This is a genomic window from Dactylosporangium sp. NPDC049742, assembly GCF_040674675.1.
Lineage (GTDB): Bacteria > Actinomycetota > Actinomycetes > Mycobacteriales > Micromonosporaceae > Dactylosporangium > Dactylosporangium maewongense.
The window spans coordinates 1-13,699 of record NZ_JBFANF010000097.1 but is presented as its reverse complement, the minus strand read 5'-3'; the positions used below and the strand labels follow the sequence as shown (position 1 = coordinate 13,699).

The following is a 13,699-nucleotide window of genomic DNA, read 5'->3' as shown; positions in this document are numbered from 1 at the left end:
CGCCTACTGCATGTTTTGATCACCTTACTCTGAGTGGATAGGCGGAGGTGCGGGGGCGGTCAGGTGCGATGGACGGAAACGCTCGCCAGCGGCCTGCTCGAAGTGGCGCCCGACGCGATCGTGGTGGCCGACGGCGACGGCTGGATCGTGTTCGCCAACGCCGCAGCCCGGGCGATGTTCGGCACCGACGACCTGGTCGGCGCCTCCGTCGACGTGCTCGTGCCGCCCGCCACGCCGACCATGACCGAGCGGCTCCGCGCGTACCTCGGGACCGTCCAACCCGACCGCCGCCAGGGGCAGCCGCTGCGGGCGGTCCGCCGCGACGGCACCCAGTTCTCGGCCGAGGTCGTCCTCTCCGTCGTCGAGGGCCACATCTTCGCCGTCCTGCACGATCTCAGCGCCGCGACCGGCGTGGACCGGGCCCGGTCGCTGCTCGCCTCGATCGTCCAGTCGTCGCACGACGCAATCGTCTCCACCAACCTCGACGGCATCATCCTGTCCTGGAACCCGGGCGCCGAGCGGCTCTACGGCTACACCGCCGGGCAGATGCTCGGCCGGTCGAAGGACCTCATCATCCCGCCGGCGCGCCGGGCCGACGAGGCCGAGATCCGCTCGATCGTCGCCGCCGGAGGGCGCGTCGACCCGTACCGGACGCTGCGGCTGCGCGCCGACGGCTCGGTCTTCACCGTGTCGATGCTCGTGTCGCCCCTCGAGGCGGCGGACGGCCGCACCATCGGCGTCACCACCACCACCCGCGACATCAGCGAGCGCGAACGCGCCGAGGCCCAGATGCAGGCGGTCATCGACGCGGGCCCCGACGCGCTCATCGGCGTCGACGAGCGCGACCGGGTCGCCCTGGTCAACACCCAGGCGGAGCGGCTGTTCGGCCAGCCCCGCTACGACATGCTCGACGTGCCCGTCGCCCGCCTGCTGCCGGAGGGGGAGCGCGCCGACGGCTGGGCCGGTCCGGTCGCCCGCCGCCGCGACGGCACCCTCGTGCCCGTCGACATCACCCGCAGCGTCCTGCCCACCGACGAGGGCATCATCACGCTCGCCGGCATCCGCGACGTCACCGAGCAGATCGGCGCCCGGGCCGAGCAGGAGCGCCTCCGGGCCGAGGCCGACCGGCAGATGGACGAGGTCCGCCTGCAGCGCACCCAGCGCCTGGAAAGCCTCGGCCAGCTCGCCGGCGGCGTCGCGCACGACTTCAACAACCTGCTCGCCGTCATCCTCAACTACGCCGAGTTCATCGTCGAGGACGGCGCCGGCACCCCGTTCGAGGAGGACGCGAAGCAGATCCTGCGGGCCGGCCAGCGCGGCAGCGATCTCACCCACCAGCTGCTGGCCTTCGCCCGGCGGGAGGTGATCCGGCCGGTGCCGCTGGACGTCAACCGGGTCATCGCCGAGATCGAGCAGATGCTGACCCGCTCCATCGGCGAGCACATCGAGCTCGGCACCGCCCTGTCCGACCACCTCCCGGCCGTCGTCGCCGACCCCGGCCAGCTGGAGCAGGTCCTGGTCAACCTCGCCGTCAACGCCCGCGACGCCATGCCCGAGGGCGGCCGGCTCACCATCGACACCGGCACCGTCACCGTCGACGGCGATCACTCGCTGACCCGCGACGGCTTCAAGCCCGGCCTGTACGTGCGGCTCCGCGTCTCCGACACCGGCACCGGCATGCCCCGCGACGTGCAGGACAAGGCGTTCGAGCCCTTCTTCACGACCAAGCCCAGCGGCGCCGGGACCGGCCTGGGCCTGGCCACCGTCTACGGGATCGTCGTGCAGGCCGGCGGCACCGTCCGCCTGTACTCCGAACCCGGCCTCGGCACGACCATCACCATCCTGCTGCCCGCCAGCGACGCCGAGCCGCTCGACACCGGCGAGCAGCCCTGCTCCGGCAGCCCCGCCGGCCAGGGCCAGACGGTGCTCGTCGCCGAGGACGAGGAGGCGCTGCGCGAGGTGACCACCCGTATCCTCGGCCGCGGCGGGTACACCGTGCTCGCCGCCTCCGACGGCGCCGACGCGCTCGAGGTCGCCGCCGCCCACGACGGCCCCATCCATCTCCTGCTCAGCGACGTCGTCATGCCCGGCATGCTCGGCCGCGTCCTCGCCGAACGCCTCCACCGGCAGCGCCCCGAGACCAGGGTGCTGTTCATGTCCGGCTACGCCCAGCCCGTCCTCACCAGCAACGGCATCCTCGACCCCGGCGTCCACCTGGTCGAGAAGCCCTTCACCGGCGCCGACCTCCTCGCCGCCGTCGCCGGACAACTCACCCCATAGATTTTCGGCCGGCCTGTCGATGTGGGGCGGGTGCCGTTCGACCTGTGGTCAGGAACCGGCACCGGGCCGGTCCGCAGACCGGAGGTCATCATGTCCGCGACGTTCACCACCGCCCGCCCCCGCACCACCACCGCCCTCGTCGTCACCGGCCTCGCCGCCACCGCCGTGGCCAGCGCCGCCACCTCGGCCGTCGCCGCCGCCGGCAGCGCCGCGGGCATCAGCCTGAACGTCGGCGGCGCCCCGATCCCCGTGCCCGGGTTCGCCACCCTCACCGCGGTGTTCTCGCTGGTCGGCGTGGTCCTCGCGGTCGTCCTGTCGTACAAGGCCCGCCACCCGCGCCGCACCTTCGTCCGCACCACCGTCGCGCTCACCGTGCTGTCGCTGGTCCCGGACGTCATCGCCGACGCCACGACGGCCACGAAGGCCCTGCTGATGCTCACCCACCTCGTCGCCGCCGCCATCGTCATCCCCGCCATCGCCCGCCGCCTCTCCGCGGCGTGACCGTCCGCGCGGGGTGTCGACGCCCCACCGGAGCCGTGGCCGCGCGGCGGGCCTTTCAGTGCCCCGCCGCGGCGGCGGCGCGGCGGGCTTCGACGCTTGTGGCGGCCGTCCGGCGCAGGGCGGCGATCCCGACGACCGTCGCGGAGCCACGCTCCGCCCCCAGCCGGCGGAGCGCGGCGACGGCGACCAGCGACGACACGGCGTACAGCGCGAACGGCACCGCGAGCTGCCCCCACCCCGGCATCAGCGCACCGCAGGCCGTGGCGGCGATCACGTTGACGGCGACGTAGAACCACGCCAGTCCCCGCCCCAGCCGGAACGCCCACGCCCGGTCGCCGTGCAGCCCGTAACAGGCGACGCCCGTCGCGACGGCACACAGCACCGACGCCACGAGGTCGCCGGCCCAGACCACCGTCCCGGCGGCGCGCCCGACCGCCTCGCCGGCGAGGACGCCGACCGGCCCCAGCAACGGCCCCACGGCGGACACCGAGAGCACCCACAGCGCCCCGCGCAGCACCACCGACCCGACCAGCCCGGCCAGCAGTATCGAGCCGCCCCGCACGTTTTTGAACACGTTCAGATCGTACCGGTCGGCCGTGGATCCGCGGGAGTGCGCAGGATCTCACCGCCGCCGATGCCCGGTCGGCGGCAGGCGGATCAGCGGGCGGTCAGGGCGGGCTCCGGAGCGGGGACGGAGCGGCGGGTGGTGCGGTCCTCGACCAGGAAGCTGACCGTGGCCAGGCCCAGGCCGACCACGCCCAGGGCGATGCCCACCCAGGCCGGGGCGAGGTAGCCCCAGCCGCGGGCGATGACGAGGCCGCCGAGGGCGGCGCCGAGGCTGTTGGCGATGTTCATGGCGGACTGGTTGACCGCGGCGCCCATCAGCTGGGCGGTGGGGGCGACGCTGATCAGCCGCGACTGCATCGCCGGGCCGAGGAAGAGGCCGGCGGCGCCGATGAGGAAGGCGCCGAGGAACAGGCCCGCGGTGGAGCCGGCGACCAGGGCGAAGACCACCATCGCGGCGATGAACATGACGAACCCGCCGAGGATGCTGCGGCGCAGGTCGCGGTCGGAGAAGTAGCCGCCGGCGGCGTTGCCGACGGTCATGCCGAGGCCGACGGCGACGAGGACCCACGGGACGGTGCCGGTGGGCAGGCCGGCGACGTGGGTGGTCACGGGGGCGATGTAGCTGTCGATGGCGAAGAAGCCGGCGAAGCCCAGCGCCGCGACCGCGGCGACGAGCCACACCTGCGGCGCCCGGAACGCGGCCAGCTCGGCGCGCGGCGACCCGTCGACGGCGGCGGCGACCGCGGGCACGGTGGCGAGGACCGCGAGCAGCGTCAGCACGAACATGAGGGCGATCACCATGTACGCGGTGCGCCAGCTCGCCGTCTGGCCGAGCCTGGTGATGGCGGGGACGCCGACGAGGTTGGCCGCGGTGAGGCCGCCGAGGACGACCGCGAAGCCCTTCGCCTGGTTGCCCGGTCCCATGATGGCGGCGGCGAGCAGGCCGGCGGCGCCGAAGTAGGCGCCGTGGGGCAGGGCCGCGACGAACCGGGCGGCCAGCACCAGCTCGAACGTCGGGGCGAGCGCCGAGGCGACCGTCCCGGCCGCGAACAGCGCCAGGAGCCCCACGACGAGCCGCTTGCGCGGCACACGCGCGGTCAGCGCCGCGATGGTGGGCGCGCCGACGACCACGCCCAGGGCGTACACGGTGATCATCCAACCGCCGTGCGCGACGGCCTTCGCGCTGGACTGCGCATAGAGCGACGGCAGGAGGTTGCGGGCGATGTCCGGCAGGAGCCCCATCGCGACGAACTCGGTGAGCCCGATGGCGAAGCCGCCGAGCGCGAGGGCGAGCAGCGCCGTCCAGCGCCGGGACGCGGTGAGGTGGTCCATGCGGGCAGTTTAGCAACGCTGTTGCGTAATAGACTGTGGTGATGGACACGCCCGGCGCGACACCCAATCGCGTGCATCTGGAGCACCTGCGGGACTACAACGAGTCGCTCGTCGTCGCGCTCGCGCGGACGCGGTCCGAGTTCGACCGGGCCGGCGTCGCCGAGGCGACCGGGCTGACCCCGCAGGCCGTGTCGAAGGTCCTCGGCCGGCTCGCCGAGCAGGGCCTCGTCGAGGTGTGCGGGGTCCGCCGGCAGGGCGTCGGCAAGCCGGCCAGCATCTACCGGCTCGTGCCCGGCAGCCGCCACGCGGTCGGCGTGCACGTCGCCCGCACCACGCTGCGCACCGTGCTGACCGACCTCGCCGGCACGGTCCTCGCCTCGCGGGTCGTGCCGCTGCCCCCGGACTTCACGCCGGGCCGGCTCCTGGACGCGCTCCGGTCCTCCATGCCGGCCAGGCAGGATCTGGTCGGGGTCGGCATCGGGATGGTCGGGCCGCTCGACCACGCCGCCGGCATCGTCCGCGGCGCGCACCGGCTGCGGCACTGGCACGACGTGCCGCTGCGCCGGCTCGCGCAGGAGGCGCTCGGGCTGCCCGTCCACCTGGACAAGGACGTCACGGCCGGCGTCACCGCCGAGGCGTGGCGGCGCGGACCCGCGTTCCGCGACGGCGCGCTGATCATGGTCGAGTCCGGCGTCGGCGCGGGCCTGTGGCTCGGCGGCGCCGCCTACCGGGGCGCGCACACCAACGCGGGCGAGTTCGGGCACACCGTCGTCCAGCTCGACGGGCCGCGCTGCGTCTGCGGGCGGTCGGGCTGCCTGGAGATCCTGCACGACACGGCCTTCGCGGACGGACGCGTGGCCGACGCCGCGCGGGTGCTGGCGGCGGGCATCGTCAACCTGCTGCAGACCACCGACGTCGGCCACATTGTGCTCGCCGGCGCCGACCTGCTGCGGTTTCCCGAGGTGTACCGCGCCGCCACGTGCGACGCGATCCCCGTCTCCCACTGGATGGACGTCTCGGTCACGCTCGCCGACCTCGGCGCCGACGTCATCGCGGCCGGCGCGGCCATGCAGGTCCTCGACGCCGCCTACGGCATCCCTTCAAAAATGGGTGTTCGTTCATTATTCTGACGGTGTGATCGACCGCAGCAGCCGCACCGCCGAGCACGTCGCCGGGTTCCGGGCCCTGGAGTCGGCGCGCCCGGGCGGGAGCCTGTTCCACGACCCGCTCGCGTGGCGACTCCTCGCCCCGCGGCACCGTCCCGTCGTCGGGCTGTGCCGCCTGCCGGGGGTCCACGCGGCGCTGGTGCGCTACATCGACCGGCGCTGGTCCGGCGGCCCGCGCGCCTCGGCGGTGGTCCGCACCGCGCTCATCGACCGCTGGCTGGCGGCCGCCCTGTCCGGCGGCGCCCACCAGGTCGTGCTCCTCGGCGCCGGGTTCGACAGCCGCGCCCACCGCCTCCCCGGTGGCGCCACGTGGTTCGAGGTCGACCACCCCGCGACCCAGGCCACGAAGCGGCGCCGCCTCGGCCGCCACGCCCGGCCGGGTGTCGTGTTCGCCCCGGCGGACCTCATCACCGACGACCTCGCCACGGTCCTGCGCGCCGCCGGCCTCGACCCGTCGAAGCGCACCGTGGTGATCTGGGAGGGCGTCACCAACTACCTGTCCGCCGAGGCCGTCGACGCGACCCTGCGGGCCCTCGCCACGCTGTGCCCCGCCGGCAGCACCGTCATCTTCACGTACGTCGACCGCGGCGTCCTGGACGGCACCGCACAGTTCCCGGGCGCCGCCGAGTGGCACGCCGCGGTGCGCCGCCAGGGTGAGCCCTGGACGTTCGGCCTCGACCCCGCCGCCGTCCCCGCCTACCTGGCCGCGCGCGGGCTCCGGCTCGAGGAGGACCTGTCGACCCGCGCGGCGGCGGCGCTGCTGCTGCCCGCGCCCCGCCAGGCGGCCGAGCCGACCGCCGAGTTCTACCGCGTCGCCCGCGCGCTGGTGGCCGGCTGATGCCGAAGGTCGACGACGCCCACTTCGCCGCCCGCCGCCGGCAGATCCTCGACGCGGCCGCCGCCTGCTTCGCCCGCGAAGGCTTCCACCGCACCTCCGTTCAGGACATCGTCCGCGAGTCGGGCGTGAGCGCCGGCCTGGTCTACCGGTACTTCACCAGCAAGGACGACATGATCGCCGCCATCGTCACCGAACGCCACGAGCAGCGCGAACGCCGCCTCCGCGAGGACGACCCGGTCGCCGCGTACACCGACCTGCTCCGCGACCTCGGCGACCCCGCCACACACGCCGCCCTCCGCCTCTCCCTGCAGGTCTGGGCCGAGACCGTCCGCTCCGACCGCATCCGCGACCTCGTCCGCTCCGGCGTCGACCGACCCGCCCGCCTCCTCGCCGGCACCGCGCTGCCGCCGGACCTCGACGCCGAATCGGTCGTCAGGATCTTCATCGCCATCTACCAGGGCCTCCTGCTGCAGACCGTCCTCGACGACACCCTCGACCACGCCGCCCTGGCCGCCACCGCCGAACGCCTCCTCCGCACCGTCCTCCCAGCAACGCACTGACCCCGGCCGCACGCGCCGGCCTGTGCGGTCCGACAGAAGTTCCATCTCGGCGACGATGATGTTCCGCCTGACAGCGTGCGGGTCATCCGATGAATCTCGGCTCGACTCCCAGATGGCGGGCCGACCGCAGTCGGACACTCTGGTCGTCACTACCGCTGGCCAGGAGCCGCCCATCTGGGGAAAACACCACTGACCTGACCGGACCGCTATGACCTGAGACCGGTTGTGCCAACTGGGCTCCAGAGCCCGAATCCCAGAACCGGACTCTGCTGTCCAGGCCGCCAGAGGCCAACAGCCGCCCGTTCGGCGAGAACACCACCGACATGACTGTGTAGTGATGGCCGATCAACGGCCGCGTGATCGCAGTGCTGGTATCTGGCATCCACAGTCGCACCTTGCCGTCAAAGCCGCCGGAGGCCAGTAGTCGTCCGTTCGGCGAGAACACCACCGACCTCACCGCGCCGTCGTGACCGATCAGCGGCCGGCCAGCCGGACTGCCGGTGACTGGATCCCACAGCCGCACCTTGCCGTCGAAACCGCCGGAGGCCAGCAGCCGGCCATCTGGAGAGAACCCCACTGACCCGACCGCGCCGTGGTGCCCGATCAGTGGCTGCCCGACCTGAGCACCTGTTGCCGGGTCCCACAAACGCACAGAGCCGTCATAGCCGGCGGAGGCCAACTGTTGCCCATCCGGCGAGAAGACCACCGACCACACTGCACCATCGTGGCCGACCAGCGGCCGGCCGACCGGAGCACCTGTGGTCGGATTCCACAGCCGCATCGAACCGTCGAAGCCAGCGGAGGCCAGGAGCCGCCCGTCACGGGAAAACACCACCGACCCGACCTCGTCGTCGTGGCCGATGAGCGGTCGTCCAGTCGGCGCGCCGGTCGCTGGATCCCACAACCGCACCGTGCCATCGTCGCTGCCGCTGGCCAGCAGTTGACCGTCGGGCGAGAACGCCACTGACCAGACCGCGCCACCGTGGCCGGTGAGACAAATGCCGTCGACGGGCCAATGTTCATGGACCACCTCCAGCAACTGCCCGATCCGCCGCTCCCGATTTTCCACTTCAGCTCGCAAAGCGCTGTTCTGCAGGCGAAGCTCCATGACGCTTGCCCGTAGTTGATCGGCCTCCTGTTGCGTGCCGTCTCGTCGTGGATGCGTCCGGGTCTCTTGCGCTGAAATCAGGTCAAGGCGATCAGCGTCGGCCAGCGCCTGCTCGTCCACGGGGGATGCCACCGCTGGGATCCAACCCGTGCCGTCGACGGAGGTCGGGAAGGCTGTCGTGGGGAATGCGCGGCCTTCAACGGGTAGATCGTCGACCAAACCACCGGCACTGATTCCATCCGTGCCGGTGCCGGTTGCCGGTGCCCCCGTCCGCCCAACGACCACTGCGGCTTTCCACCAACCACGGAACATCTCTACGTCGCCACCGAGGCATTCCACCACAAGTTCGAGCTGGCCCCACCCGGGTACTTTCGAGCACCGCAGCACAGCACCGATCGTGGTGTGGCTGATCACGCCGGCGCCGATCTTGTTGGCTATCCGGCGAAGGCTGGGATTTCCGGCGTGTAGATGCAGCGCGCCGAGCTCTCGCCGCAGCACGTTGAGGGGATCGTCCGCATCGGCTCCGGAACCTGCGGCGGGGACAGCGGGTTCGACCATGGTGCTGTCGACCTTGCCTCGGCTGTCAAGGAATGTAAATCCTCAACCACAGAAGTGTCCAACATTGTCCACGGCCGTCAATGAACGAACGTTGAGTGGAAGCGTTTGGAAGTCCTAGGCAGGGCTCGCCTCAATGTCGGAAACGCCCTGATTTCATGCAGGCAAGGTTGCGCTCGGCTCGCGCTCGAGTGGGCCAACCCGCCAGTACTGGAGCGTTCGGTGGCCTTGCTTCGAGGTGCGCCGTAGTCACCCATGGCGGGCTCCCGTCAAGTCCGGAAGGATACCATCGCCATGACCGGTCTGACCGCATCGGCACTGCTGGCGACAACCCTGCTCGTCACCCTGATGGGGATCTATCTGTTGTCCCCCGATGCCGGCCAGCGCCGGCGCGCACGGCGACTGTTGCGGCGACTGTTCCGAATCTAAGCACTGATCCCGACTGAGAGGTGCCGAGCGTTCCTGCGGCGAACGGGTCTGAGATCGTCATGCATCATTGCCGTGATCAGCCCTGTTTGCTGAAGGCGCTCGGCTGGCGCGTTACCGTCAGCAAGGTTGGCATTGATTGAATTGTGTCAACGTGACCTGAGTAGGGTGAGAGCTCACCGCCTTGATCGGCCGCATCGCGTAGCCGCATGCATCGCCTGAAGCAATGCGCATCGGCCGGAGGCGGTGAGCCTGGTCGCGAATGTGGATGTCGTGAGTTGGCAGGGTCAGGCACTCCGACCTTGCCGCTGGCGACCTCAGGCGGCGGGTGATGGTGGGGACGACAATGGCGGCGGCAACGAGGCGGGTGAGCGTGAGCAGGGCTTTGGTGGGGGTGGCGGCGGTGGTGCCGATTCCTGACCACAGGTCGAACGCACCCACGGCACTTGTGGGGGCGAAGGCGCGGTGGCCAGTCGTGTGCGGACGACGAGAGCCGCCTGCCTGACGAGAGCCACGGCTGTGACAGGCGCCGGAGCGCGGGGACCGGCGGGTGACGGCATGATGGGATCATGACCGTTCGTGCTGGGCTGCTGCACGTCGCCGGGCTCGTCCTGCTGGTGGCGTTGGTGGTGGCGGCGGCGGTCCTCATCGGGGTGCCCGACCAGCAGCGGCTGCGGGAGGACGTCCTCGGGCTCGGATGGTGGGCGCCGGTCGCGTTCAGCCTGTTGTACGCCGTGGTGTCGCTCTCGCCGTTGCCGAAGACGGTCTTCACGCTGGCGGCCGGGGCGCTCTTCGGGGTGCCCGCCGGGGTCGCGGTCGTCGTCAGCGGCGCGATGCTCGGGGCGGTGGCGGCGTTCTACCTCGGGCGGCTGCTGGGCCGCGACTCCGTGCGGTGGCTGACCGGCGGCCGCATCGACCGCCTCGACAACCTGCTGGCCGGCAACGGGCTGCGGACGATCGTGGTCGCCAGGCTGATCCCGGTCGTGCCGTTCACGGCCGTCAACTACGTCGCCGGGCTGACGTCGGTGCGGCTGCGCGACTTCGTCCTCGGCACCCTGGTCGGCATCCTGCCGGCGACCACGGCGTACGTCACCGTCGGCGCCTACGGGTCGCAGCCGGGCCACTGGCCGATGTGGGCGGCCCTCGCGACGCTGCTGGTGCTCACCGTCGGCGGGATCGCCGCCGAACGCCACCGCCGCCGTCGCGCCGGCCGGGACGGCGACCGGACGCCGGTGGAGTCACACGGCCAGGCCTGAGCGCCGGCGCCGCCGCGAGGCATCGCGGGTGAGGGCCGGCCGGTCAGCGCCCGCCCCGCCCAGGCGCGCCAAACTTCCTCGGACACGATCCCCCCGTACACACGGCTCGAACCCATCGGAGGGGCCAGGCTACCGGTACATCAGCGATCGTCGCTGCCCGAGCGCCGCCCGATCGGTGCGGGTGACGGGCGTGGCGGGGCTCGCCGGCGAGCTGTCCGGACCGGTCGGGGTGGCGGCCGCACCGGAGGAGGACGCCGAGCGGGTGCCCACGACGACGGCGGCGAGGACGGCGACGGCGCCGAGCAGCTGGCCGGGGGAGAGCGACTGGTCCAGCGCGAGCCAGCCGACCACCGCCGCGACGACCGGGCTGAGCAGGCCGAGCAGCGTGACCCTGGCGGGCGCGAGGGACGTCACGCCACGGAACCACAGGAAGTAGGCGCCCGCGGTGCCGACCAGCGAGAGGTAGCCGAAGCCGGCCGCGTTGGTCCACGTCAGTACCGGCGGAAACCCCTCGACGACGAGCATCACCGGGGCGAGCAGGACGCCGCCGACGGTCAGCTGCCAGCCGGTCAGCGCCAGCAGCGCCGTGCGGCGGTCCGGCAGCCCGGGCGGGGTGCCCCAGCGGCGGCCCAGCACCGTGCCCAGGGACATCGACACCATGCCGGCGGCCGCGGCGGCCAGGCCGATCGGGTCGAGGGCGGCGTCGGAGCGCAGCACCAGCAGCCCCACGCCGGCCACGCCCGCGGCGCCGGCGAGCAGGACGCGCACCGCGGGGCGCTGGCCGAGCAGCCCGAACGCGAGCGCCGCCACGACGAACGGGCCGAGCGCGCCGAGCACGGCCGCGATCCCGCCGGGCAGCCGGTAGGCGGCGACGAACAGCAGGGCGAAGAACAGGCCGATGTTCAGGAACCCGAGCACCGCCGCGCGCCACCACCAGGCGCCGGACGGCAGGCCGCGGCGCCCGGCGGCGGTGGCCGCGGCCCCGACCAGCAGCAGGCCGGCGGGCAGGGCGCGCAGCGTCCCGGCGAGCAGCGGACGGCCGTCGGGCAGGAACTCCGTGGTGACGAGGTAGGTGGTGCCCCACAGCGCGGGGGCGATGGCGGTCGTCGCGGCAAGGTTCCTCATGACTAAGTAGCTTAGCAGTAAGCTACTTAGAAGCAAGATGTGCGAGGATGGTGGACGTGGCAGACGACGTCGACCGGATCGTGGAGCAGTGGGCCCGCGAGCGACCGGAGCTGGAGACCGAGGCGATGGCGGCGTTCGGTCGCGTGTACCGCCTGGCGAAGATCGTCGGTGACCGGCAGGAGCGGGTGTACGGAGCGCTCGGCCTCAACCGCGGCGAGTTCGACGTGCTCGCGACGCTGCGCCGGTCGGGCGAGCCGTTCCAGCTGTCGCCGAAGGTGCTGACCTCGTCGCTCATGCTGACCTCGGGCGGGATGACCGGCCGCCTCGACCGCCTCGAGCGGGCCGGGCTCGTCGCCCGCTCGCCCGACCCCGCCGACCGTCGCGGCCTCGTCGTCACGCTGACCGGCGCCGGGCGGGTGCTCGTCGACGAGGCGGTCGCCGCCGGCCTGGCCGAGCAGCGGGAGGTCTTCGAGCGGCTGCCCGAGCCGCGCCGCCGGCAGCTCTCCGCGCTGCTGCGCGAGCTTCTCGCCGCCGCCGAGGAGGGCTGACCGTCCATTAAGGACGCGATGTTTGAGCGCGTCGCGGACCGGCAACCAAGACAGTACAAGCCCTCAGTCTCCGTACTGCCCTATCGACTGCGGAGGCGAGCGGCGCCACGAACGGTGGGTCCCGGCACACGACGCCGGGGCCCACCGTCGTTTTCCGTCTCACCAGGCACCTGGTGTTTCTGCCGTTCCGCGGCTCGTGGTCTTCTGCCGCTCCGCGGCGCGTGGTTTTCTGTCGTACCCGGCACGTAGGTTCATTCGTGCCTGGGGACGTAGGCTCCGGGCGCCGGGTCGAGGAGGGTGCCGTGCTCCGGTTGGTGCTGGGCGCGCTGCGGGCGCGCACCGCGCAGGCGTGGACCGTGTTCGCGCTCGCGGTCCTGCTCGGCACCGCCGCGGCCGCCGGGCCCTGGTATGCGGCCGCCGCCGAGCGCCGCGCCGTCGCCGCCGACGTCGCCGTCGCGCCCGCCACCCAGCGCATGCTGTCGGTGCGCAGGCAGAGCGACACGGACGGCGACGCGACCGTCGCGCTCACCACGTTCCGCGCCGGCGTGGAGCGGCTCCTGACCATCCGCGACGCCGCGCCGGTCCTCGGCATCGCCGTGTCCATGTCATACGGCAGCGGCGGGGCGAGCGTCGTCGCCGCATACCGCGACGGCGCGTGCGAGCACATGCGCGTCGAGGGCAGCTGCCCGCAGGCGGCCGGCGAGACCGTCGTCAGCGGTGCCACCGCCGTGGCGTACAACCTCCGCATCGGCGACACGGTGCTGCTGAGCGCCCAGCCCGGCGCGCCGCAGGAGCGACTGCGCGTCGTCGGCCGCTACGAGCTCACCGACCCCGCCGGCCTCTACTGGGCCAACCCGCTCTTCCGCCGCGACCGGTCCGTCGCCGCCGACCCGTTCTTCGTCGCCGCCGACACGTTCGCCAGCAGCCGGTTCGCCGGCCCGACGTTCGACTACACGACGACCGTCCCGGCGCAGGCGCTCGCCGGCGGCGGCCTCGACGAGCGGCTGCGGCAGGCCGAATACACCCTGCGCTCCGGCGGCTACTACCTGGTCGCGCCGACGCAGGACCTGCTCGCCCGCATCGCCGCCGACCGGGCCGCGATCCGCCGCGGCGTGCTCACCGGCGTCCTGCAGGCGGTGATCCTGTGCTGGTTCGCGCTCGGGCTCGCCGGCCGTCACACCAGCGGCGACCGGCGCGGCGACGTCGCCCTGCTGAAGCTGCGCGGCAGCACCCGCCGGCGGACGCTGCGGCTGGCCGCCGGGCAGCACCTGGTGCCGCTGCTGGCCGCCGCACCCGCAGGATTCGGACTGGGGCTGCTGCTGGGGCACGTCCTGGCCGGCGCCGGTGCCGGTCGGGTTGTTGGGCGAGCAGAGGATGACCACGTCGGGCCGGTGCTCGCGGACCTTCGCGACGGCGTGCTCGGCGGTCAGCGTGAAG

Annotated in this window: 13 protein-coding genes and 1 pseudogene; 9 read left to right on the top strand and 5 right to left on the bottom strand. The window is 72.9% G+C overall.

Annotated features, from left to right (window positions below; genetic code table 11):
• Positions 1 to 63: 63 nt before the first annotated feature.
• Together AB0J72_RS54785 and AB0J72_RS54780 are read left to right on the top strand one after the other, a co-directional pair.
• Positions 64 to 2,280, top strand: a complete 2,217-nt coding sequence (locus AB0J72_RS54785) for a PAS domain S-box protein (RefSeq protein WP_363415906.1) — start codon at positions 64 to 66, stop codon at positions 2,278 to 2,280.
• A 90-nt stretch (positions 2,281 to 2,370) separates the two neighbouring features.
• A complete protein-coding gene (locus tag AB0J72_RS54780) occupies positions 2,371 to 2,781 on the top strand; it encodes a DUF6069 family protein (RefSeq protein WP_363415903.1) in 411 nt (136 codons plus the stop codon).
• A gap of 55 nt (positions 2,782 to 2,836) precedes the next feature.
• Here the strand turns inward: AB0J72_RS54780 and AB0J72_RS54775 are convergent, their stop codons facing one another.
• Both AB0J72_RS54775 and AB0J72_RS54770 read right to left on the bottom strand, forming a co-directional pair.
• On the bottom strand, positions 2,837 to 3,355 hold the full coding sequence (locus AB0J72_RS54775; protein WP_363415900.1) for a hypothetical protein: 519 nt from the start codon (positions 3,353 to 3,355) through the stop codon (positions 2,837 to 2,839).
• An 83-nt stretch (positions 3,356 to 3,438) separates the two neighbouring features.
• Entirely contained in the window at positions 3,439 to 4,680 is a 1,242-nt protein-coding gene (locus tag AB0J72_RS54770; protein WP_363415897.1) for an MFS transporter, read from the bottom strand.
• A 41-nt stretch (positions 4,681 to 4,721) separates the two neighbouring features.
• Here AB0J72_RS54770 and AB0J72_RS54765 point away from each other — a divergent pair, with 41 nt between their 5' ends.
• Genes AB0J72_RS54765 through AB0J72_RS54755 form a run of 3 tightly spaced genes read left to right on the top strand, consistent with a single transcriptional unit; the run spans position 4,722 to position 7,244 of the window.
• Positions 4,722 to 5,810 (top strand): ROK family transcriptional regulator, encoded by a 1,089-nt coding sequence (locus AB0J72_RS54765; protein ID WP_363415894.1) that lies wholly within the window; start codon positions 4,722 to 4,724, stop codon positions 5,808 to 5,810.
• A 4-nt stretch (positions 5,811 to 5,814) separates the two neighbouring features.
• A complete protein-coding gene (locus AB0J72_RS54760; RefSeq protein WP_363415891.1) occupies positions 5,815 to 6,684 on the top strand; it encodes an SAM-dependent methyltransferase in 870 nt (289 codons plus the stop codon).
• Positions 6,684 to 7,244, top strand: coding sequence for a TetR/AcrR family transcriptional regulator (locus AB0J72_RS54755; RefSeq protein ID WP_363415888.1), 561 nt, complete (start codon positions 6,684 to 6,686; stop codon positions 7,242 to 7,244). The genes AB0J72_RS54760 and AB0J72_RS54755 overlap by 1 nt, the downstream gene beginning before the upstream one ends.
• Before the next feature lie 82 nt (positions 7,245 to 7,326).
• Here AB0J72_RS54755 and AB0J72_RS54750 read toward each other — a convergent pair whose 3' ends face one another.
• On the bottom strand, positions 7,327 to 8,910 hold the full coding sequence (locus AB0J72_RS54750; protein ID WP_363415885.1) for a hypothetical protein: 1,584 nt from the start codon (positions 8,908 to 8,910) through the stop codon (positions 7,327 to 7,329).
• A 291-nt stretch (positions 8,911 to 9,201) separates the two neighbouring features.
• On the opposite strand from AB0J72_RS54750, the gene AB0J72_RS54745 reads away from it, so the two are divergent.
• Complete coding sequence (locus tag AB0J72_RS54745) at positions 9,202 to 9,336, top strand: hypothetical protein (RefSeq protein WP_363415882.1); 135 nt, start codon at positions 9,202 to 9,204, stop codon at positions 9,334 to 9,336.
• Positions 9,337 to 9,453: 117 nt separating this feature from the next.
• On the opposite strand, the gene AB0J72_RS54740 is transcribed toward AB0J72_RS54745, so the two are convergent.
• Positions 9,454 to 9,774 (bottom strand): hypothetical protein, encoded by a 321-nt coding sequence (locus AB0J72_RS54740; protein ID WP_363415879.1) that lies wholly within the window; start codon positions 9,772 to 9,774, stop codon positions 9,454 to 9,456.
• A 128-nt stretch (positions 9,775 to 9,902) separates the two neighbouring features.
• Between AB0J72_RS54740 and AB0J72_RS54735 the strand changes: the two genes are divergently transcribed.
• A complete protein-coding gene (locus AB0J72_RS54735) occupies positions 9,903 to 10,589 on the top strand; it encodes a TVP38/TMEM64 family protein (protein WP_363415876.1) in 687 nt (228 codons plus the stop codon).
• 129 nt (positions 10,590 to 10,718) lie between these two features.
• On the opposite strand, the gene AB0J72_RS54730 is transcribed toward AB0J72_RS54735, so the two are convergent.
• Positions 10,719 to 11,714 (bottom strand): EamA family transporter, encoded by a 996-nt coding sequence (locus AB0J72_RS54730; protein ID WP_363415873.1) that lies wholly within the window; start codon positions 11,712 to 11,714, stop codon positions 10,719 to 10,721.
• A 47-nt stretch (positions 11,715 to 11,761) separates the two neighbouring features.
• Here AB0J72_RS54730 and AB0J72_RS54725 point away from each other — a divergent pair, with 47 nt between their 5' ends.
• Together AB0J72_RS54725 and AB0J72_RS54720 are read left to right on the top strand one after the other, a co-directional pair.
• Positions 11,762 to 12,262, top strand: coding sequence for a MarR family transcriptional regulator (locus AB0J72_RS54725; RefSeq protein ID WP_363415870.1), 501 nt, complete (start codon positions 11,762 to 11,764; stop codon positions 12,260 to 12,262).
• A 257-nt stretch (positions 12,263 to 12,519) separates the two neighbouring features.
• Positions 12,520 to 13,699, top strand: a pseudogene (locus tag AB0J72_RS54720) (hypothetical protein); the annotation flags it as partial.

Excerpts from the sequence above, each read along its gene's own strand:
- AB0J72_RS54780 (WP_363415903.1), top strand. The coding sequence starts at position 2,371 with ATGTCCGCGACGTTCACCACCGCCCGCCCCCGCACCACCACCGCCCTC.
- AB0J72_RS54770 (WP_363415897.1), bottom strand. The coding sequence starts at position 4,680 with ATGGACCACCTCACCGCGTCCCGGCGCTGGACGGCGCTGCTCGCCCTC.
- AB0J72_RS54765 (WP_363415894.1), top strand. The coding sequence starts at position 4,722 with ATGGACACGCCCGGCGCGACACCCAATCGCGTGCATCTGGAGCACCTG.
- AB0J72_RS54755 (WP_363415888.1), top strand. The coding sequence starts at position 6,684 with ATGCCGAAGGTCGACGACGCCCACTTCGCCGCCCGCCGCCGGCAGATC.
- AB0J72_RS54750 (WP_363415885.1), bottom strand. The coding sequence starts at position 8,910 with ATGGTCGAACCCGCTGTCCCCGCCGCAGGTTCCGGAGCCGATGCGGAC.
- AB0J72_RS54745 (WP_363415882.1), top strand. The coding sequence starts at position 9,202 with ATGACCGGTCTGACCGCATCGGCACTGCTGGCGACAACCCTGCTCGTC.
- AB0J72_RS54735 (WP_363415876.1), top strand. The coding sequence starts at position 9,903 with ATGACCGTTCGTGCTGGGCTGCTGCACGTCGCCGGGCTCGTCCTGCTG.
- AB0J72_RS54730 (WP_363415873.1), bottom strand. The coding sequence starts at position 11,714 with ATGAGGAACCTTGCCGCGACGACCGCCATCGCCCCCGCGCTGTGGGGC.
- AB0J72_RS54725 (WP_363415870.1), top strand. The coding sequence starts at position 11,762 with ATGGTGGACGTGGCAGACGACGTCGACCGGATCGTGGAGCAGTGGGCC.